At 56.7% G+C, this 21,467-nt stretch carries 18 protein-coding genes and 1 other annotated feature; of the genes, 12 read left to right on the plus strand and 6 right to left on the minus strand.

What is annotated here, in order from left to right:
* Positions 1-5 precede the first annotated feature (5 nt).
* Complete coding sequence (gene acrA / locus V1603_RS08560) at positions 6-1,199, minus strand: multidrug efflux RND transporter periplasmic adaptor subunit AcrA (protein WP_061099016.1); 1,194 nt, start codon at positions 1,197-1,199, stop codon at positions 6-8.
* Between the two features lie 140 nt (positions 1,200-1,339).
* Between acrA and acrR the strand changes: the two genes are divergently transcribed.
* Positions 1,340-1,993 carry a multidrug efflux transporter transcriptional repressor AcrR gene (gene acrR, locus V1603_RS08565; RefSeq protein ID WP_116341564.1) on the plus strand — a complete coding sequence of 218 codons (654 nt, stop codon included), beginning with the start codon at positions 1,340-1,342 and terminating at the stop codon, positions 1,991-1,993.
* 112 nt (positions 1,994-2,105) lie between these two features.
* Positions 2,106-5,474 carry a mechanosensitive channel MscK gene (gene mscK, locus V1603_RS08570; RefSeq protein WP_163330442.1) on the plus strand — a complete coding sequence of 1,123 codons (3,369 nt, stop codon included), beginning with the start codon at positions 2,106-2,108 and terminating at the stop codon, positions 5,472-5,474.
* Between the two features lie 51 nt (positions 5,475-5,525).
* Here the strand turns inward: mscK and rsmS are convergent, their stop codons facing one another.
* Positions 5,526-5,696 (minus strand): pleiotropic regulatory protein RsmS, encoded by a 171-nt coding sequence (gene rsmS, locus V1603_RS08575; protein ID WP_395313766.1) that lies wholly within the window; start codon positions 5,694-5,696, stop codon positions 5,526-5,528.
* 14 nt (positions 5,697-5,710) lie between these two features.
* Entirely contained in the window at positions 5,711-6,238 is a 528-nt protein-coding gene (gene priC, locus V1603_RS08580) for a primosomal replication protein N'' (protein WP_395313767.1), read from the minus strand.
* A gap of 50 nt (positions 6,239-6,288) precedes the next feature.
* On the opposite strand from priC, the gene V1603_RS08585 reads away from it, so the two are divergent.
* The 9 genes from V1603_RS08585 to V1603_RS08625 all read left to right on the plus strand — a co-directional run bounded on the left by V1603_RS08585 (position 6,289) and on the right by V1603_RS08625 (position 15,657).
* Positions 6,289-6,666: a DUF454 family protein gene (locus V1603_RS08585; RefSeq protein WP_116341556.1), complete on the plus strand. Its 378-nt coding sequence runs from the start codon at positions 6,289-6,291 to the stop codon at positions 6,664-6,666.
* A gap of 151 nt (positions 6,667-6,817) precedes the next feature.
* Entirely contained in the window at positions 6,818-7,369 is a 552-nt protein-coding gene (gene apt / locus V1603_RS08590) for an adenine phosphoribosyltransferase (RefSeq protein WP_000127359.1), read from the plus strand.
* 88 nt (positions 7,370-7,457) lie between these two features.
* Positions 7,458-9,386, plus strand: coding sequence for a DNA polymerase III subunit gamma/tau (gene dnaX, locus V1603_RS08595; RefSeq protein WP_116341554.1), 1,929 nt, complete (start codon positions 7,458-7,460; stop codon positions 9,384-9,386).
* Positions 8,716-8,780 (plus strand) — a sequence feature (DnaX frameshifting element). Its footprint overlaps the gene before it by 65 nt.
* A gap of 54 nt (positions 9,387-9,440) precedes the next feature.
* Positions 9,441-9,773 (plus strand): YbaB/EbfC family nucleoid-associated protein, encoded by a 333-nt coding sequence (locus V1603_RS08600; protein WP_003858972.1) that lies wholly within the window; start codon positions 9,441-9,443, stop codon positions 9,771-9,773.
* Entirely contained in the window at positions 9,773-10,378 is a 606-nt protein-coding gene (recR, locus tag V1603_RS08605) for a recombination mediator RecR (protein WP_006809843.1), read from the plus strand. Before V1603_RS08600 ends, recR begins: the two co-directional genes overlap by 1 nt.
* A 110-nt stretch (positions 10,379-10,488) precedes the next feature.
* Positions 10,489-12,363, plus strand: coding sequence for a molecular chaperone HtpG (gene htpG / locus V1603_RS08610; RefSeq protein WP_395313768.1), 1,875 nt, complete (start codon positions 10,489-10,491; stop codon positions 12,361-12,363).
* Positions 12,364-12,558: 195 nt separating this feature from the next.
* Positions 12,559-13,203 carry an adenylate kinase gene (gene adk, locus V1603_RS08615; protein ID WP_006809841.1) on the plus strand — a complete coding sequence of 215 codons (645 nt, stop codon included), beginning with the start codon at positions 12,559-12,561 and terminating at the stop codon, positions 13,201-13,203.
* Positions 13,204-13,327: 124 nt separating this feature from the next.
* A complete protein-coding gene (gene hemH / locus V1603_RS08620; RefSeq protein ID WP_116341550.1) occupies positions 13,328-14,290 on the plus strand; it encodes a ferrochelatase in 963 nt (320 codons plus the stop codon).
* Between the two features lie 62 nt (positions 14,291-14,352).
* Positions 14,353-15,657: an inosine/guanosine kinase gene (locus tag V1603_RS08625; protein ID WP_395313769.1), complete on the plus strand. Its 1,305-nt coding sequence runs from the start codon at positions 14,353-14,355 to the stop codon at positions 15,655-15,657.
* A 92-nt stretch (positions 15,658-15,749) separates the two neighbouring features.
* Here V1603_RS08625 and ybaL read toward each other — a convergent pair whose 3' ends face one another.
* Entirely contained in the window at positions 15,750-17,426 is a 1,677-nt protein-coding gene (gene ybaL, locus V1603_RS08630; RefSeq protein WP_192983382.1) for a YbaL family putative K(+) efflux transporter, read from the minus strand.
* 232 nt (positions 17,427-17,658) lie between these two features.
* Positions 17,659-18,879, minus strand: a complete 1,221-nt coding sequence (locus tag V1603_RS08635) for an MFS transporter (protein WP_163330446.1) — start codon at positions 18,877-18,879, stop codon at positions 17,659-17,661.
* A gap of 169 nt (positions 18,880-19,048) precedes the next feature.
* Between V1603_RS08635 and ushA the strand changes: the two genes are divergently transcribed.
* Positions 19,049-20,701: a bifunctional UDP-sugar hydrolase/5'-nucleotidase UshA gene (gene ushA, locus V1603_RS08640; protein WP_395313770.1), complete on the plus strand. Its 1,653-nt coding sequence runs from the start codon at positions 19,049-19,051 to the stop codon at positions 20,699-20,701.
* A 120-nt stretch (positions 20,702-20,821) separates the two neighbouring features.
* Here the strand turns inward: ushA and ybaK are convergent, their stop codons facing one another.
* Positions 20,822-21,301, minus strand: a complete 480-nt coding sequence (ybaK, locus tag V1603_RS08645) for a Cys-tRNA(Pro)/Cys-tRNA(Cys) deacylase YbaK (protein WP_166710298.1) — start codon at positions 21,299-21,301, stop codon at positions 20,822-20,824.
* Between the last annotated feature and the right edge of the window lie 166 nt (positions 21,302-21,467).

Raw genomic sequence — 21,467 nt, forward strand, 5'->3', positions numbered from 1 at the left:
TTAAGTTAAGACTTGGTTTGTTCTGACTGGCCAGCGGCCGAAGCTTGTTGTTTATCGTCAGATGTCACTTCCTGTGCTTTTACCTGCGCGCCAGGACGTACTTTTTGCAAACCAGTAACAATCACGCGATCGCCATCTTTCAGACCTTCCGTCACCAGCCATTTATCGCCAATCGCCTGGGTAGCGGTGATATTGCGCGTTTCGACTTTGTTATCTGCCCCGACAACCAGTGCGCTCGCATCGCCGCGTGGCGTACGGGTCACACCCTGCTGTGGAACCAGAAGTGCGGTTGGATTCGTTCCTTCTTCCAGACGCGCGCGAACGAACATACCTGGCAGCAGATTTTTGTCAGGGTTCGGGAAAATCGCACGTAAGGTGATGGAACCGGTGGTCTGGTCGACCGTCACGTCGGAGAATTCCAGAGTACCTTCCTGCGGGAACTTGATACCGTCGTTGGTAACCAGCTCCACTTTGGCTTTGCCGTTTTCCTGTTTCAGGGTGCCGTTAGCCAGCTCCTGTTTCAGGCGCAGGAAATCATTGCTGGACTGCGTCACGTCAACGTAGATCGGATCGAGCTGCTGCACGGTTGCCAGCGCAGTGGTCTGACCGTTCTGTACCAGTGCCCCTTCCGTCACAGAAGATTTACCAATACGTCCGCTGATAGGGGAGGTCACTTTGGTATAGGCCAGGTTGATGCGGGCAGTTTCGACAGCCGCTTTGGCTGCTACCACGGCTGCGTTAGCCTGCTGGGCATCTGCCAGGGCGGTATCGTAATCCTGTTGGCTGATGTACTTCGTGCCGAGCAGTTTCTGGTAGCGGTTCAGCGTCAGCTGGGCAATTTTTGCCGCCGCTTGTGCTTTAGCCAGGTCACCTTTCGCGCTTTCATAAGAAGCCTGATAGGTCGCGGGATCAATCTGATACAGAGACTCACCGGCCTGCACATCGCCGCCTTCGGTAAAGTTACGCTTCAGGATAATGCCGCTAACCTGAGGACGAACTTCCGCAATGCGGTAAGCGCTAGTACGGCCTGGTAATTCGGTGGTGATCTGCAGAGGTTCAGATTTGAGTGTCACAACGCCGACTTCTGGCGCCTGCTGAGCTCCTTGTTGAGCCGGTTTGTCGTCACATCCTGTAAGCGCTAAGCTGCCTGAGAGCATCAGAACGACCGCCAGAGGCGTTAACCCTCTGTTTTTGTTCATATGTAAACCTCGAGTGTCCGATTTCAAATTGATCAAGGGTCCTGAGTCTAAAACCCATTGCTGCGTTTATATTATCGTCATGCTATGGTACATACATTCACAAATGTATGTAAATCTAACTCCTGTAAATTCACTCACCTATGGCACGAAAAACTAAACAACAAGCGCTGGAAACCCGACAACACATTCTGGATGTGGCGATACGTTTGTTCTCTCAGCAGGGTGTTTCTTCAACCTCGCTGGCGCAAATTGCTCAGGCCGCTGGTGTGACGCGGGGAGCGATTTACTGGCATTTTAAAGACAAGTCAGATCTGTTCAGTGAAATCTGGGAGCTTTCAGAGTCCAGCATTAGCGATCTCGAGAGTGAGTATCGGGCAAAATTCCCTGACGATCCACTCTCAGTATTGAGAGAAATATTAGTATATATCCTTGAAGCAACGGTAGTTGAAGAGCGTCGCAGATTAATGATGGAAATTATTTTTCATAAATGCGAGTTCGTGGGCGAAATGGCGGTGGTGCAACAGGCGCAGCGCAGCCTCAGCCTGGAGAGCTATGACCGGATTGAACAGAACCTGAATCTGTGTATGCAGGCAAAACTGTTACCAGCCAGTCTGCTGACCCGCCGGGCGGCTGTCCTGATGCGCAGCTACATTTCAGGGCTCATGGAAAACTGGCTGTTTGCACCTCAGTCCTTTGACCTCAAAGAGGAAGCCCGCAGCTACGTGGCGATTTTACTGGAAATGCTACAGCTCTGCCCCACGCTGCGCGGCGACGCGCCTTCGTTATCTGCCTGAGTCATTCCAGGATTTATCTTAGAGGGTAATGTTCACGCTATTCTGCTTCAGGCGAGCGTGATATTCTTCACGCCGGACTATTTTCGGTCATCTGCTGACATCATTCACAACTATGCTGCCCATCAATCGCTCGCAACATCCTGTATTTGCATTGCTCTTTGCTATGCTGTTTTTCTTCTCCACTGCGCCGCTGACCTGGGCTCGCGCAGATAACAGCACTGATATTCCCTCGCGCAGTGAAATTCAGTCGCAGCTCGACACTCTGAATAAACAAAAAGATCTCTCTCCTCAGGAGAAACTCACCCAGCAGGATCTAACGGAAACGCTGGAAAATATTGATAAGATTGAGCGCGTTAAAGCAGAAACCACCCAACTTCGTCAGAAGGTGGCGCAGGCACCGGAGAACATGCGTAAGGCCACGGAAGCGCTGAGCGCGCTGAGTGACGTCGATAACGACGACGAAACGCGCAAGACGCTCTCCACGCTCTCTTTACGTCAGCTGGAATCGCGCGTCGCCCAGCTGCTCGACGACCTGCAAACCGCACAGTCCGACCTCGCGACCTACAACAGCCAGCTTGTCTCCCTGCAAACCCAGCCCGAGCGCGTGCAAAATGCGATGTACACCGCGTCTCAGCAGCTGCAGCAGATCCGCAACCGACTGAACGGCACGACGGTGGGCGAAGGCACGCTGCGCCCGACGCAGCAAACTCTGCTGCTGGTTCAGCAGTCGTTGCTCAATGCGCAAATCGAACAGCAGCGTAAAAGCCTGGAAGGGAACACGGTGCTGCAGGACACGCTTCAGAAACAGCGTGATTACGTGACGGCGAATATTAATCGCCTTGAACACCAGCTTCAGCTGTTGCAGGAAGCGGTAAACAGCAAACGCCTGACCCTGACGGAAAAAACCGCCCAGGAGGCCGTATCGCCGGACGAAACTGCCCGCATTCAGGCCAACCCGCTGGTGAAACAGGAGCTTGAGGCTAACCATCAGCTCAGCCAGCGCCTGATACTGGCGACGGAAAACGGCAACTCGCTGGTTCAGCAAAATATCAAGGTGAAAAACTGGCTGGATCGCGCGCTACAGGCGGAACGCAATATTAAAGAGCAGATCGCGGTCCTGAAGGGCAGTCTCCTGCTGTCGCGTATTCTCTACCAGCAGCAGCAGACGCTGCCGTCCGCCGACGAGCTGGAGGACATGACCAACCGCATTGCGGATTTACGTCTGGAACAGTTTGACGTTAACCAGCAGCGCGATGCCCTTTTCCAGAGCGATACCTTCGTCGCCAAAATTGAAGAGGGCCATTCCAGCGACGTGAACCCTGAGGTGCATGACGCGCTGCTCCAGGTGGTGGATATGCGCCGCGAACTGCTGGACCAGCTCAACAAACAGCTGGGCAACCAGCTGATGATGGCGATTAACCTGCAGATCAACCAGCAGCAGCTGGTCAGCGTGTCAAAAAGCCTGCAGGAGATTTTGACGCAGCAGATTTTCTGGGTGAACAGCAACAAGCCGATGGACTGGGACTGGATTAAGTCCTTCCCGGAAACGCTGAAAACGCAGATTAAAAGCATGAAAATCACCGTGAACTGGGAAAAAGCCTGGCCTGCGGTAATGATTGCTTTCCTGGCCGGTTTACCGCTGCTGCTGATCGCCGGTCTTATTCGCTGGCGTTTAAAATGGCTGAAACAGTACCAGGCGAAGCTGGCGTCGGAGGTGGGGCAACTGCGCAACGACAGCCAGCTCCATACGCCAAAAGCGATTCTGATCGATCTCATTCGCGCGCTGCCGGTGTGCCTGATCATTCTGGCCGTGGGGCTGATTCTGCTCACGATGCAGCTTAACGTCAGCGATCTGCTCTGGGCGTTCAGTAAAAAACTGGCGCTGTTCTGGCTGGTATTTGGCGTGTGCTGGAAGGTGCTGGAAAAAGACGGCGTGGCGGTGCGTCACTTCAACATGCCTGCTCAGCTAACCAGCCACTGGCGCCGTCAAATTGTGCGCGTCAGCCTGGCGCTCCTGCCGCTGCACTTCTGGTCGGTTATTTCTGAGCTTTCCCCGCTGCATCTGATGGATGATGTGCTGGGTCAGCTGGTCATTCTGCTGAACCTGCTGCTGATTGCCATCCTGATGTGGCCGATGTGCCGCGACAGCTGGCGCGATAAAGAGTCCCATAATCTTCGTCTGGCCACCGTGACGGTGCTGGCGATCATTCCGCTGGCGCTGATGGTGCTTACGGCAACGGGCTACTTCTACACCACGCTGCGTCTGTCCGGGCGCTGGATCGAGACGGTCTATCTGGTGATCGTCTGGAACCTGCTCTATCAGACCGTGCTGCGCGGCTTAAGCGTTGCGGCCCGCCGCATTGCTTACCGCCGTGCGATAGCGCGTCGTCAGCATCAGGTGAAAGAGGGGGCCGAAGGCGCGGAGCCGCAGGAAGAGCCGACCATCGCGCTGGAGCAGGTTAACCAGCAGACGCTGCGTATCACCATGCTGGTGATGATCGCCCTGTTTGCCGTGATGTTCTGGGCGATCTGGTCTGATTTAATTACGGTCTTCGCCTATCTCGACAGTATTACCCTCTGGCAATACAACGGTACCGAAGCCGGCGCGGCGGTGATGAAAAGCGTCACTATGGGCAGCCTGCTGTTTGCGCTGGTGTCTTCGGTGGTGGCCTGGGCACTAATTCGCAACCTGCCGGGCCTGCTGGAAGTGCTGGTTCTGTCACGGCTGAACCTGCGCCAGGGGGCGTCATACGCCATCACCACCATCCTGAATTACGTCATCATTATTGTCGGCGCGATGACGGTATTCGGCTCGCTGGGCGTCTCGTGGGATAAACTGCAGTGGCTGGCGGCCGCTCTCTCGGTCGGTCTTGGTTTCGGCCTGCAGGAGATCTTCGGTAACTTCGTCTCCGGCCTGATCATCCTGTTCGAGCGCCCTGTACGAATTGGCGATACCGTTACCATCGGTACCTTCTCCGGTACGGTCAGCAAGATCCGTATTCGTGCCACCACCATCACCGACTTCGATCGTAAAGAGGTGATTATCCCGAACAAAGCGTTCGTGACCGAGCGTCTGATCAACTGGTCGCTTTCGGATACCACCACGCGCGTGGTGATTCGCCTCGGCGTGGCCTACGGTTCCGATCTGGATAAAGTGAAAGAGGTATTGCTAAAAGCCGCTAAATCGCATCCAAAGGTCATGCACGATCCAGCGCCAGACGTATTCTTCACCACCTTCGGGCCAAGCACGCTGGATCACGAACTGCGTTTATACGTGCGTGAACTGCGCGATCGCAGCTACACCGTGGACGAATTGAACCGCGCGATCGACCGCCTGTGCCGTGAAAACAACATTAACATCGCCTTCAACCAGCTTGAGGTTCACCTGCATAATGAGAAAGGCGATGAGCACACGGAAGTGAAGCGCGAGATTAAGGGAGATGACCCTCACCCAGCCCTCTCCCCGGAGGGGAGAGGGTAAAAAGCGAATCAATGCAGATCTTTCAAACCGCACCTAACGGTCCCCTCTCCCTCAAGGGAGAGGGTTAGGGTGAGGGCAACCGGCCTTCACCTTTCCTTCAAAATCCCGTCGCACAATCTCCAGTGCCTTCAGCACTGTCTCCGCCGGGATCTCATGATTCTCCAGCAGCATAATTAAATCGACGGCCAGCTTGACCTCATCGGGTGCATTTTCCAGTAACATAGATGTGGCTCCTGTTAACGGGTCAGGCGTTCAATCACGCGCTCAATTTCATCCAGCGCCTGACGGCAGCGAACGATGCGTCCTTCCAGCGCGCTAATCTCGCGCATCAATAGCTGCTGCTCTTCCAGCGTTTCGCTGTTGTTCAGGCGCGTTTCGCGCTCGCGCTTCATCTCAAACAGGCGACGCTCAAACTCCTGGTTCTCCAGCCGCTTGCGCTGCCATTTTCCGAGCCCAGGCGAGGCGCTGTCCCAGGCGCGCAGCGGCCAGGCGGCGATTTCACGATGCATGGCAGTGATCTGCTCAGTGAGATGCTCTGCGAGCCACTGAGCCTGCTCCAGCTGTTCACTCTCAACCGCGTGACGAAGCTCGTCAAGGTTGGTCTGCGCCTCCACAAGATAATCCTGAATTAAGGTACTGCGGGTGCGGAACAGCTGACGGTCAAAGCGCGGCTTCACCGTGGCGTGGCCCATCAGCGGCGTGGCCTGAGTCCGCAGTGTTGTTAGCTGATTTTGCAGCGTCTCAAGAAGCAAGGCTGTTTTCAAGGCGCTCTCCAGTGGTAAAGTAGCCGTTCAGTTTGATAACGATTCGCATTATGCAGCGTACTATTTTAATCATCATTGGCTGGCTCGCGGTAGTGCTGGGCACGCTGGGCGTGGTTTTGCCCTTGCTGCCTACCACGCCGTTCATCCTGCTGGCGGCCTGGTGCTTCGCCCGGTCGTCGCCGCGTTTTCACCACTGGCTGCTTTACCGCTCGTGGTTTGGCGGTTACCTGCGCCACTGGCAAAAACACCGGGCCATGCCGCCCGGCGCCAAGCCTCGCGCGATCGCGGTGATCCTCATCACCTTCGCAATCTCACTCTGGCTGGTGAAAATGATGTGGGTGCGGATCCTGCTGCTGTTCATCCTGACCTGCCTGCTAATCTTCATGTGGCGGATCCCCGTGGTTGATGAAAAGCAACAAAAGCACTGAAGCCTCATAATGGCTGTTGCAATTATTGCGTACAGCCAGTAAATTCGACCGTTTTCGAGCACAGGCGCGCCTGGTTAAAGGTTGAACAATTGTTACCTTTGCCGACTCGTTGCGCGCCGTGAGTAACACTGTTTCATTTAGGCACAAACCGATGACCGCAACTGCACAGCAGCTTGAATATCTGAAAAACAGCATCAAAAGCATCCAGGACTATCCAAAGCCTGGCATTCTTTTCCGTGATGTCACCAGCTTGCTGGAAGACCCGAAAGCGTACGCGCTCAGCATTGAACTGCTAGTCGAGCGTTATAAAAACGCCGGGATCACCAAAGTAGTAGGTACCGAAGCCCGTGGCTTCCTGTTTGGCGCACCGGTTGCGCTGGCGATGGGCGTGGGTTTTGTGCCGGTGCGTAAGCCGCGCAAGCTGCCGCGTGAAACCATCGCGGAGAGCTACGAGCTGGAGTACGGCACCGATCAGCTGGAAATCCACGTTGATGCCATCAAGCCAGGCGACAAAGTGCTGGTGGTGGACGATCTGCTGGCAACCGGCGGCACCATTGAAGCCACCGTGAAGTTGATCCGCCGTCTGGGTGGAGAAGTGACCGACGCGGCATTCATCATCAACTTGTTCGATCTCGGCGGTGAACAGCGCCTGGAAAAACAGGGCATTACCAGCTACAGCCTGGTGCCTTTCCCGGGTCACTAATCCCGGTTTTCACAACCTCGCTCAATGGGTGAGGTTGTGGTAGCATTCCCCTCCATAAATTCACCTTCCAGCGTTGCAGAGCCTGCCCATGAGTTATCAGGTGTTAGCCCGTAAATGGCGACCACAAACCTTTGCTGACGTTGTCGGTCAGGAACATGTGCTGACGGCCCTGGCGAACGGCTTGTCGCTAGGTCGCATCCATCACGCCTATCTTTTTTCCGGCACCCGCGGCGTCGGTAAGACCTCTATTGCCCGTTTGCTGGCGAAAGGTCTCAACTGCGAAACCGGGATCACCGCCACCCCTTGCGGCGTGTGCGATAACTGCCGGGAGATCGAGCAGGGGCGTTTTGTCGATCTGATCGAGATTGACGCCGCCTCGCGCACCAAAGTGGAAGATACCCGCGATCTGCTCGACAACGTGCAGTACGCCCCGGCGCGTGGCCGCTTCAAGGTCTATCTGATCGATGAAGTGCACATGCTGTCGCGCCACAGTTTTAACGCCCTGCTGAAAACGCTGGAAGAGCCGCCCGCGCACGTTAAATTCCTGCTGGCGACCACCGATCCGCAAAAGCTGCCGGTCACCATCCTGTCGCGCTGCCTGCAGTTCCATCTGAAGGCGCTGGACGTTGAGCAGATCCGCGCGCAGCTTGAGCACATTCTCGATGAAGAGAATATTGTCCACGAACCGCGCGCCCTGCAGCTGCTGGCCCGCGCGGCGGACGGCAGCCTGCGTGATGCGCTGAGCCTGACCGACCAGGCCATTGCCAGCGGTGACGGTAAGCTCTCCACCGAGGCGGTCAGCACCATGCTCGGCACGCTGGATGACGATCAGGCGCTGTCGCTTATCGAAGCGATGATTGCCGCCAACGGTGAGCGCGTGATGTCGCTGGTCAACGCCGCCGCGGGGCGGGGGATTGAATGGGAAGCGCTGCTGGTCGAGATGCTCAGCCTGCTGCACCGCGTGGCGATGTTGCAGCTTTCACCGTCCGCCATCGGTGCGGACATGGCCGCCATTGAACAGCGGATGCGTGAACTTGCCCGCACCGTGCCGCCTGCCGACGTACAGCTGTATTACCAGACGCTGCTGATTGGCCGCAAAGAGCTGCCGTACGCGCCTGATCCACGTATGGGCGTTGAAATGACGCTGCTGCGCGCGCTGGCGTTCCACCCGCGCATGCCGTTGCCGGAGCCTGAAGTGCCGCGGCAGTCTTTCGCCCCGGTCGCCCCTACGGCGGTGATGTCGCCGCAGCAGGTGCCACCGCAGCCGACACCGCCGCCGCAGCAAAACGTGCCGCTGTCGGATGCCACCAGTTCGGTGCTTGCCGCACGCAGCCAGCTACAGCGTGCGCAGGGAGTAACCAAACCAAAAAAGAGTGAACCGGCAGCGCCAGGAAGAGCGCGGCCGGTGAACAACGCCGCGCTTGAACGACTGGCCTCGGTAACGGAGCGCGTACAGTCGCGTCCGGCACCGTCCGCGCTCGAGCAGAAAGCCCCGGTGAAAGAAGAGGCTTACCGCTGGAAGGCAACCACCATTACTGAAACGGTGAAGGAAGAGGTCGCCACGCCAAAAGCGCTGAAAAAGGCGCTGGAGCATGAGAAAACGCCGGAGCTTTCCGCGAAGCTTGCCGAAGAGTCTATCGCGCGGGACGCCTGGGCCGCCGAGGTCAGCAAACTCCAGCTGCCGAAGCTGGTGGAGCAAGTCGCGCTGAACGCCTGGAAAGAGCAGGACGGCAATCAGGTGCGTCTGCACCTGCGTCCGGGCCAGCGGCACCTCAACTCCCCTGGCGCGCAAAAGGCGCTGGCCGAGGCGCTTGCTGCTTTACAGGGCTCACCGGTTGAATTGACTATCATTGAAGATGATAATCCGGCAGTGAAAACGCCGCTCGAGTGGCGCCAGGCCATTTATGAAGAGAAGCTCGCGCAGGCGCGCGAGGCGATAATTGCGGATAACAACATTCAGACCCTGCGCCGGTTCTTCGACGCCGATCTGGATGAAGAGAGTATTCGCCCCATTTGATCGTGAGTCTGACTTACGGTTGTAATCCTTAAACGTGAAAGAAGAGAGAAGCCTATGTTTGGTGGAAAAGGCGGTCTGGGTGGCCTGATGAAGCAGGCTCAGCAGATGCAGGAAAAAATGCAGAAGATGCAGGAAGAGATCGCTCAGCTGGAAGTCACGGGTGAATCCGGTGCCGGTCTGGTCAAGGTGACCATCAACGGTGCGCACAACTGCCGTCGCGTGGAAATCGACCCGAGCCTGCTCGAAGACGACAAAGAGATGCTGGAAGATCTGGTTGCAGCCGCGTTTAACGATGCCGCTCGCCGTATCGACGAAACCCAGAAAGAGAAAATGGCCTCTGTTTCCAGCGGTATGCAGTTGCCGCCTGGCTTCAAGATGCCATTCTGATGCAAACCAGTCCGCTGCTCACGCAGTTAATGGAAGCGCTGCGCTGCCTGCCGGGCGTTGGCCCGAAGTCGGCGCAGCGCATGGCGTTTACGCTATTGCAGCGCGACCGCAGCGGCGGGATGCGCCTGGCGCAGGCTTTGACCCGCGCCATGTCAGAAATTGGTCACTGTGCGGATTGCCGCACCTTTACCGAGCAGGACGTGTGTAACATCTGTACGAACCCGCGTCGTCAGGAAAACGGTCAGATTTGCGTGGTGGAGAGTCCGGCGGACATCTACGCCATCGAACAAACCGGGCAGTTTTCCGGCCGCTACTTCGTGCTGATGGGGCATCTCTCCCCGCTCGACGGCATTGGCCCGGATGATATCGGTCTTGACCGCCTTGAACAGCGTCTTGAGTCCGAAACGATCAAAGAGGTGATCCTCGCCACCAACCCAACGGTGGAAGGGGAGGCAACCGCCAACTACATCGCCGAGCTGTGCGCGCAGTACGGCGTTGATGCCAGCCGCATCGCCCACGGCGTGCCGGTGGGCGGCGAGCTGGAGATGGTGGACGGCACCACGCTGTCGCACTCGCTGGCCGGACGCCACAAGATTATTTTCTGACCAAACGGAGGCTGCGCGCGCGGCCTCCGCTTGAAAATTTCTCCCCTTATCCCCATCTCTCCCTCAACGTTTTAAAACCCCATTAAATGGCATTGTTGAGGTCGACTTAGATGAAAGGACAAGAAACCCGTGGTTTCCAGTCAGAAGTAAAACAGCTTCTGCACCTGATGATCCATTCCCTGTATTCCAACAAAGAAATTTTCCTGCGTGAGCTGATTTCCAACGCCTCCGATGCGGCGGACAAGCTGCGCTTCCGCGCGCTGTCCAACCCGGATCTGTACGAAGGCGACGGCGAGCTGCGCGTGCGCGTCTCTTTCAACAAAGAGAACCGCACCCTGACCATCGCCGATAACGGCATCGGGATGAACCGCGACGAGGTGATCGACCACCTCGGAACCATCGCCAAATCCGGCACCAAAGCGTTCCTCGAGTCCATGGGTTCTGACCAGGCGAAAGACAGCCAGCTCATCGGCCAGTTCGGCGTCGGTTTCTACTCGGCGTTCATCGTGGCCGACAAAGTTACCGTGCGCACCCGTGCGGCGGGCGACAGCGCCGAGAACGGCGTGCTGTGGGAATCCAAAGGGGAAGGCGAGTACACCGTTGATGACATCACCAAAGCGGATCGCGGGACTGAAATCACCCTGCACCTGCGCGAAGGCGAAGACGATTTCCTGAACGACTGGCGCGTGCGCTCCATCATCAGCAAGTATTCCGATCACATCGCCCTGCCGGTAGAGATTGAAAAACAGGAAGAGAAAGACGGTGAAACCGTGGTTTCCTGGGAGAAGATCAACAAGGCTCAGGCGCTGTGGACGCGCAATAAGTCGGAAATTAAAGACGACGAATACAACGAGTTCTACAAGCACATCGCCCACGACTTTACCGACCCGCTGACCTGGAGCCACAACCGCGTGGAAGGTAAGCAGGAGTACACCAGCCTGCTGTACATCCCGGCGCAGGCGCCGTGGGACATGTGGAACCGCGATCACAAGCACGGCCTGAAGCTGTACGTGCAGCGCGTATTCATTATGGACGACGCCGAGCAGTTCATGCCGAACTACCTGCGCTTTGTACGCGGTCTGATAGATTCCAACGATCTGCCGCTGAACGTTTCGCGTGAAATTCTGCAGGACAGCACCGTCACCCGTAACCTGCGCAACGCCCTGACCAAACGTGCGCTGCAGATGCTGGAAAAACTGGCGAAAGACGATGCCGAAAAATACCAAACCTTCTGGAAACAGTTCGGCCTGGTGCTGAAAGAAGGCCCGGCTGAAGACATGGCGAACATTGAAACCATCGCCAAACTGCTGCGCTTTGCCTCTACGCACACCGACTCCTCCGTGCAGACCGTGTCGCTGGAAGAGTACATCTCCCGCATGAAAGAAGGGCAGGAGAAGATTTACTACATCACCGCCGACAGCTACGCGGCGGCGAAGAGCAGCCCGCACCTGGAGCTGCTGCGTAAGAAAGGCATCGAAGTGCTGCTGCTTTCTGACCGCATCGACGAGTGGATGATGAACTACCTGACCGAGTTCGACGGGAAGGCGTTCCAGTCTGTCGCTAAAGCGGACGAATCCATCGACAAGCTGGCGGATGAAGTGGACGAAAGCGCGAAAGAAGCCGAGAAGGCGCTGGAGCCGTTCGTTGAACGCGTGAAAACCCTGCTGGGCGACCGCGTGAAAGAGGTGCGCTTCACGCATCGTCTGACCGACACCCCGGCGATTGTCACCACCGATGCCGACGAAATGAGCACCCAGATGGCGAAGCTGTTCGCCGCGGCGGGCCAGGCGGTGCCGGAAGTGAAATATATCTTTGAGCTTAATCCGGATCATCCGCTGGTGAAACGCGCCGCGGATACCCAGGACGACGCCCGCTTTGCCGAGTGGGTTGAACTGTTGCTGGATCAGTCCTTGCTGGCCGAGCGCGGCACGCTGGAAGATCCTAACCTGTTCATTAAACGTGTGAATGCGCTGCTGCTGGCGTAATTGACCACGCCCCCCCTGGTCTTCTCCCTCTCCCCGTGGGAGAGGGCCGGGGTGAGGGCACCAGACCGCACAACTCCAAATAATCTCCCCCCATTAACCGTTTCAGCCTTCCCGCCTTCCTTGAGCGATGCCCATTCTGGTGGTATTGTTTAGCGCTTTTGAAAAATTGAAACGACTTTTGAGGGGATTTTCGCAATGCGTATTATTCTGCTTGGCGCTCCGGGCGCGGGTAAAGGAACTCAGGCTCAGTTCATCATGGAGAAATACGGTATTCCGCAAATCTCCACCGGTGACATGCTGCGCGCCGCTGTTAAATCTGGCTCCGAGCTGGGTAAACAAGCGAAAGACATCATGGACGCGGGCAAGCTGGTAACCGACGAGCTGGTTATTGCTCTGGTCAAAGAGCGCATTGCTCAGGAAGACTGCCGTAACGGTTTCCTGCTGGACGGCTTCCCACGCACCATTCCTCAGGCTGACGCCATGAAAGAAGCGGGCATCAACGTGGACTACGTTCTGGAGTTTGACGTACCGGACGAGCTGATCGTTGACCGCATCGTTGGCCGCCGCGTGCACGCTGCTTCTGGCCGCGTTTACCACATCAAATTCAACCCGCCTAAGGTTGAAGGCAAAGACGACGTGACCGGCGAAGAGCTGACCACCCGTAAAGACGATCAGGAAGAGACCGTGCGTAAACGCCTGGTGGAATACCATCAGATGACCGCGCCGCTGATCGGCTACTACACTAAAGAAGCGCAGGCGGGTAACACCAAATACGCGAAAGTTGACGGCACCAAAGCCGTGGCTGACGTTCGTGCAGAGCTGGAAAAAATCCTCGGCTAATCGCGCGCCTCTCACCCGGGCTCCCGGGTGAGAAATATTCTCATCTCACCTATTACAGCAATGGGTTTCGTTTAAACGCATTTCCGCTACAATTGACAACCTATCAAATGGTTAAGAGGCGTGAATGAGTCAGGCGAAAACCGGCATCCTGCTTGCCAATCTGGGCACTCCAGAAGCACCCACTCCAGACGCGGTAAAACGCTATCTGCGACAATTTTTAAGCGACACGCGCGTCGTGGATTTTCCGAGACTGCTGTGGTGGCCGCTGCTGCGTGGCGTCATTCTGCCGATTCGCTCTCCGCGCGTTGCCAAACTCTATCAGTCCGTCTGGATGGAAGAGGGCTCGCCGCTGATGGTGTACAGCCGTCGTCAGGAAAAAGCGCTGGCCGCCCGCCTGCCGGAGATGCCCGTCGCGCTCGGCATGAGCTACGGCAAACCGTCCCTGAAAAGCGCGGTGGACTCGCTGCTGGCGCAGGGGGTGGACCATATCGTCGTGCTGGCGCTTTACCCGCAGTACTCCTGCTCGACGGTGGCCGCCGTCTGGGACGAGCTGGCCCGCATTCTGGCAACCCGCCGCCGCATTCCTGGCGTGACCTTTATTCGCGATTACGCTGATAACGAGCTTTATATTAAAGCACTTGCCAACAGCGCCCGTGCGTCGTTTGAAAAACACGGCGAGCCGGATCTGCTGCTGCTTTCCTACCACGGGATCCCTCAGCGTTTCGCTAATGAAGGGGATGATTACCCGCAGCGCTGCCGCGATACCACGCGCGAGCTGGTCTCCGCCCTCGGCCTGCCGCCGGAGAAGGTGATGATGACCTTCCAGTCGCGCTTTGGCCGTGAGCCGTGGCTGACGCCGTACACCGATGAGACCCTTAAAATGCTCGGCGAGAAGGGCGTGAAGCACATCCAGGTGATGTCACCGGGCTTTTCGGCAGACTGTCTGGAAACGCTGGAGGAGATCGCGGTGCAAAACCGGGAGTTTTTCCTTGAGGCCGGGGGCGAAAAGTATGAGTACATTCCGGCGCTTAACGACTCGCCTGAACATATCGACATGATGGTCTCGCTGGTGACGAACAGCCGCTGATCGCACTCCGGGCCGGGTTTGTGCTACCATTCCCGGCCCATATTCTTCGTACAGTCCAGACCATGAAATTTCCCGGTAAACGCAAATCTAAACATTACTTCCCCGTTGATGCCCGCGATCCGCTCCTGCAGCAAATCCAGCCAGAAAATGAAACCAGCGCGGCGTGGGTCGTCGGTATCGATCAGACGCTGGTGGACATTGAAGCGAAAGTCGATGATGCGTTTGTCGCCCGTTACGGTCTGAGCGCCGGTCACTCGCTGGTCATTGAGGACGACGTTGCCGAAGCGCTGTACCAGGAGCTGGTGCGCGAAAACCTGATTACCCATCAGTTTGCCGGCGGCACCATCGGCAACACCATGCACAACTACTCCGTGCTGGCAGACGACCGCTCGGTGCTGCTCGGCGTGATGTGCAGCAATATCGAAATCGGGGGCTACGCCTACCGTTACCTGTGCAACACCTCCAGCCGTACCGATCTGAACTATCTCCAGGGCGTTGACGGGCCGATTGGCCGCTGCTTTACGCTGATCGGTGAGTCCGGCGAACGTACCTTTGCCATCAGCCCGGGTCATATGAACAGGCTGCGCGCGGAAAGCATTCCCGAAGAGGTGATCGCGGGCGCCTCTGCGCTGGTTCTGACCTCCTACCTGGTGCGCTGTAAGCCGGGCGAGCCGATGCCGGAAGCGACCATGAAGGCGATTGAGTACGCCAAAAAGTACGATGTGCCGGTGGTGTTAACCCTGGGCACGAAATTCGTGATTGCCGATAACCCGGAGTGGTGGCAGGCGTTCCTGAAAGAGCACGTCTCGATTCTGGCGATGAACGAAGAAGAGGCCGAAGCGCTGACCGGTGAAAGCGATCCGCTATTGGCGTCTGATAAAGCGCTGGACTGGGTGGACCTGGTGCTCTGCACCGCCGGCCCTGTTGGGCTGTATATGGCGGGCTTCACTGAGGAAGAGAGCAAACGCAAAACCCAGCACCCGCTGCTGCCGGGCGCGATTGCCGAGTTCAACCAGTACGAGTTCAGCCGCGGCATGCGCCATAAAGATTGCGTGAACCCTCTGCGTATCTACTCCCACATCGCGCCGTACATGGGCGGGCCGGAGAAGATCATGAACACCAATGGTGCGGGTGACGGCGCGCTGGCCGCGCTGCTGCACGACATTACCGCTAACGCCTACCACAAAACCAACGTGCCGAATTCCAGCAAGCACAAGTTCAGCTGGCTGACCTATTCGTCGCTGGCGCAGGTGTGTAAATATGCCAACCGCGTGAGCTATCAGGTGCTGAACCAGCATTCACCGCGCTTAACGCGCGGTCTGCCGGAACGGGAAGACAGCCTTGAAGAGGCTTATTGGGACAGGTAAAAGCAAAACGGCAACCTGTGGTTGCCGTTTTTAGTGTTTGTTCCCTCTCCCTGTGGGAGAGGGTTAGGGTGAGGGCATCAGGCCGCACCAAATTACCCCGTAACAGCCTCTTCAGCCGGCGGTTTCGCCAGCAACGTCAGCATCGTATTCGCAATTTCGCGCTCGCCCATCACCACCTGATTTGCACCGCGCTCGGTAATGTACTCCACCTCGTCGTCATAGTGTGCACGGGCGATAATCTCAATTGTTGGGCACTTTTCGCGCGCGGAGGCCACAATCTCGCCCGCTTCATAGCCGTTCGGAATCGTCAGCAATAGCCAGCGGGCACAGTCCAGATGCGCCAGCTCCATGATCTCTTCGTTCGCCGCATTGCCCAGCACCGCGCGAATACCGCGCTCGCGCAGTTCGTCGACGCGGGTGCGCGACGTTTCTATCACCACCAGCGGGATCCCTTGCGCCATCAGCTTCTCACCGAGCAGGCTGCCGACGCGGCCAAAGCCCACCAGCAGGGCATGGTTACAGATATCTACCGGGATCTGCTTCTCTTCCTCGATGGCCTCTTCAAGCGTTTGTTCTTCCAGCGTTTCGGTTTTATCGAGGTATTTTTCCAGCAGGGCAAACAGTACCGGGTTCAGCATAATCGACAGAATCGCTCCCGCCAGCACCAGATTTTGCCCGGCCTGCGGCAGCAGGTTGAGGGCCATACCCAGACCGGCGAGGATAAAGGCGAACTCACCAATCTGCGCCAGGCTGGCGGCGATGGTCAAAGCCGTCCGCGGGGAGTGGCCGAACATCCGCACCAGGAAGAAGGCGGCGAGCGACTTACCAAAGATGATGATCGCCAGCGTGCCCAGCACGGCCAGCGGCTGGTGAATCAGAACCATCGGATCAAACAGCATGCCGACGGAGACAAAGAACAACACGGCGAAGGCGTCGCGCAGCGGCAGGGTATCGTGCGCCGCGCGGTGGCTCAGCTCGGACTCGTTCAGCACCATCCCGGCGAAGAAAGCGCCCAGCGCGAAGGAGACATCAAACAGCTCGACAGCGCCAAAGGCAATGCCCAGCGCCAGCGCCAGCACGGAGAGGGTAAACAGCTCGCGGGAGCCGGTCGCCGCGCTGCGGGACATGATCCACGGCACCAGACGCCGGCCCACCAGCATCATGATGGCGATAAACGCCACCACCTTGCCGATGGTGATGCTCATGTCCAGCGCCAGCGAGGCGAAGCCGATGTTCTCTTTTTCCATCATTCCGGCGACGGCGGGCAGCAGGACCAGCGTCAGCACCATCACCAGATCTTCCACAATCAGCCAGCCGATCGCGATCTGCCCGCGCTGGCTGTCTATCAGTTGCCTCTCTTCAAGCGCGCGCAGCAGCACCACGGTACTGGCGGTTGAGAGGCACAGCCCAAATACGATGCCGGTCATCAGCGACCAGCCAAGCACTGCGGAAAGCGCCATCCCCAGCAGCGTCGCCACCCCTATCTGGGCGATCGCTCCTGGTATGGCAATCGACTTTACCGCCATCAAATCCTTCAGGGAGAAGTGCAGACCGACGCCAAACATCAGCAGGATCACGCCCAGTTCCGCCAGCTCAGGCGCCAGTTTGGTATCCGCCACGAAGCCTGGCGTGAAAGGTCCCGCCAGTACACCCGCTAACAAATAGCCGACAAGAGGAGAAATACGCAGCTTATTGGCAATCATGCCAAGGATAAAAGCGAGCACAAGTCCACCAACAATGGTGGTAATAAGCGGTGTGGCGTGGTGCATTCCGTCTCCTTTCGTGGTGGGGGTTCCATTTTTGGCGTAAATACCAAAAAGCCAGGTAATAGTTTATGACAATTTTTACCCTTATGTTTATGAATAATTGTTGAAGTTTGAATAAAACGGCAATATGCACGTAAAAAAGCGCATATTGATAAATTCAGTGAGGGGATAAAGAGGAAACCCTTATGGCGTAAGGGGGGAAGGTAGCCAAAGCAAAACTTTAGCTACCCGTAATTCAGGATTTATGACGGTTATCAGGCAGGAATATGGTTAACATCCCAAGAAGCGGCAGGAAAGCGCAGATTTTATAAACCAGGAAGATGCTGGTGTGATCCGCAACCATCCCTAACACCGCTGCGCCAAGCCCTCCCATGCCGAAGGCGAAACCGAAAAAGAGTCCGGAAACCATACCGATCCGGCCAGGCAGCAGCTCCTGGGCATAGACCAGAATGGCGGAAAAGGCGGAAGCGAGGATAAAACCAATAATCACGGTTAAAATCCCCGTCCATTCAAGGCTCGCGTACGGCAAAATAAGGGTAAACGGTGCCACGCCGAGGATAGAGCCCCAAATGACATATTTACGGCCAATCTTATCCCCCACCGGCCCGCCAATGACCGTACCTGCCGCAACGGCGAACAGGAAGGCAAACAGGTGGAACTGCGCATTCTGTACCGATAATCCGAATTTTTGCATCAGATAAAAGGTGTAATAACTGCTGATGCTCGCCATATAGAAGTATTTCGAGAAAATTAGCACCAGCAGCACAGAGACGGCCAGGATAACCTTATTGCGCGGCAGGGGATTGATAACCTTCGCTTTAGGTTTCCCTTTATTCACGCGATGCTGAGCGGCATACCAGCGGCTGATCTGCGCCAGCACGATAATCGCCAGCAGCGCGGCCAGCACAAACCAGGCCACGTTGCCTTTGCCGTACGGGGCGATAATCACCGCCGCCAGCAGCGGGCCGAGGGAGCTACCGAAGTTGCCCCCTACCTGGAAGAGTGACTGCGCCAGCCCGTGACGACCACCGGAAGCCATACGCGCCACGCGGGAGGATTCCGGATGGAAGACGGACGAGCCGGTGCCCACCAGCGCCGCGGCAATCAACACCGTTTCAAAACTCCCCGCCATGGCCAGCAGCACCAGCCCGCTTAAGGTAAAGCACATGCCTATCGGCAGCGACCATGGCATCGGGTATTTATCCGTCCAGTAGCCCACCACCGGCTGTAGCAGCGAAGAGGCGAGCTGGAAGGTCAGGGTGATCATCCCGATCTGTACGAAGGTTAACGAAAACTCGGACTGCAGCAGCGGGTAGATTGCCAGAATCAACGACTGGATCATGTCGTTGAGCAGGTGCGAGAGGCTGATTGCGCCTAAGACTTTAAAAGAGGTGCGCGATGCTGGCGGCGACGCCGGCGCGCCCGGAACGGGCTGGGTTGATTCACTGATTGCCATAGAGAGAAGTACCACGTCTTTAGTTATTAGAGATGCAGGGTGTAATTATTATCCGACTAACATACCCGCGTGTGACATTTGAAGAAAGTCGCAATTCTGAAAACTTATTTGTCTATTCTTGTTAGTCACTGTAATTTTTGCCTTTGTCTATTGGTCAGGGAGAGAGAAGATGAAGTTAATGAAGCGAGGCGTCGCGCTGGCGCTCATCGCCGCATGGGGGCTGACAAGCCTGCCCGCGCAGGCGTATGAAAAAGATAAAACCTATAAAATCACTATTCTGCATACTAACGATCATCACGGCCATTTCTGGCGCAGCGAATACGGCGAATACGGCCTGTCGGCGCAAAAAACGCTGGTGGACGGCATTCGCAAAGAGGTGGCGGCCCAGGGCGGCAGCGTGCTGCTGCTGTCGGGGGGCGATATCAACACCGGCGTGCCGGAATCCGATTTACAGGACGCTGAACCCGATTTCCGCGGCATGAATTTAATCGGTTACGACGCGATGGCCGTGGGTAACCACGAGTTTGATAACCCGCTGAGCGTGCTGCGTCAGCAGGAGAAATGGTCCAAATTCCCGTTCCTCTCCGCCAATATTTATCAGAAAAGCACCGGCGAACGTCTGTTTAAGCCGTGGGCGCTGTTTAAGCGTCAGGATCTCAAAATCGCGGTCATTGGCTTAACCACCGACGATACGGCAAAAATCGGCAACCCTGAGTTCTTCACCGATATCGAATTCCGCAAACCGGCAGACGAAGCGAAGCTGGTGATTCAGGAGCTGCAGCAGAACGAAAAGCCGGACGTGATTATCGCCACTACCCACATGGGACACTACGATAACGGCGAGCACGGCTCCAATGCGCCCGGCGACGTGGAGATGGCGCGCAGCCTGCCGGCAGGCTCGCTGGCGATGATTGTGGGTGGTCACTCACAGGATCCGGTGTGTAGGGCTTCCGAAAACAAAAAGCAGGTGGACTACGTGCCGGGCACGCCATGCGCGCCAGACCGTCAGAACGGTATCTGGATAGTACAGGCGCACGAGTGGGGTAAATACGTGGGTCGGGCGGATTTTGAGTTCCGTAACGGCGAGATGAAGCTGGTGCGCTATCAGCTCATTCCGGTCAATCTGAAGAAAAAAGTAACCTACCCGGACGGGAAAAGCGAGCGGGTACTTTACACGCCAGAGATTGCTGAAAACCAGCAGATGCTCTCCCTGCTGACGCCGTTCCAGAATAAAGGCAAGGCGCAGCTGGACGTGAAAATCGGCACGCTGAACGGTCGTCTGGAAGGGGACCGCAGCAAAGTCCGCTTTGTGCAGACTAACATGGGCCATCTGGTGCTGGCGGCGCAAATGGCGCGCACGAATGCCGACTTTGGCGTAATGAGCGGCGGCGGCATTCGTGACTCCATCGAAGGTGGAAACATCACCTACAAAGACGTCCTGAAAGTGCAGCCGTTCGGCAACGTGGTGGTGTATGCGGATATGAGCGGGAAAGAGGTCGTTGACTACCTGACCGCCGTGGCGCAGATGAAGCCGGACTCGGGTGCCTACCCGCAGTTTGCCAACGTCAGCTTTGTGGCGAAGGACGGCAAGCTCAACGATCTGAAAATCAAAGGCGAGCCGGTCGATCCGGCGAAAACCTACCGTCTGGCGACGTTAAGCTTTAACGCCACCGGCGGCGATGGCTATCCGCACATCGATAATAAACCGGGCTACGTAAATACCGGCTTTATCGATGCGGAAGTGCTGAAGCAGTACATCGAGCAGAATTCGCCGATTGACGTGAACGCGTATGAGCCGAAGGGCGAGGTGAGCTGGCAGTAGTGTTGTGCGGCCTGATGCCCTCACCCCAACCCTCTCCCACCGGGAGAGGGCGCGAACACAAAAAACGGTAACGCCTGTTACCGTTTTGCTTTTACCTCGCTGCGCCACCGGGCAATTTTCTCAATCCCGGCGCGCAATATCCGCAAACTTCGCGTCCAGCATTTTCGCCAGATCGCCCGCCGCCAGCTCGATATCCAGCCCGCGTTTGCCGCCGGATATAAAGATGGTTTCAAACTCCTGGGAAGGCGCATCAATCAGCGTCGGCAGGCGTTTTTTCTGTCCGAGCGGGCTGATCCCACCCACCAGATAGCCCGTGGTGCGTTGCGCAACTATCGGGTCGGCCATATCCACCTTCTTCGCCCCCAGCGCTTTGGCGACTTTCTTCAGATCCAGCTGTCCCGCCACCGGGGTAACCGCCACGGCGAGGTGCTTCATATCACCATTCACCGCGACCAGCAGCGTTTTATAGACCTGGTCAGCATTCAGCCCCAGCTTTCGCACCACTTCATCACCAAAGTTGGTTTCGTTCGGATCGTGATCGTAGGTGTGGATCCGGAAAGAAATGTTGTGTTTTTCGAGTAATTTAACGGCGGGAGTCATAGCTATCCTTCTTACGGCAGACAATTCATGCGGCCAGCATACGCCTGACGTTTGTCTAAAAAATAGCACCATCTTGCGCAATAGTGTTGGCAGTGATGGTCACTTTGAGCGACAATCGGCTCAGCCGAAGGTCACTTCGGTATAATAAAAACGATGAAATTCCTCT

It is taken from the genome of Enterobacter sp. ECC-219, from assembly GCF_043966805.1.
Classification (GTDB): Bacteria; Pseudomonadota; Gammaproteobacteria; order Enterobacterales; family Enterobacteriaceae; genus Enterobacter; species Enterobacter cloacae_N.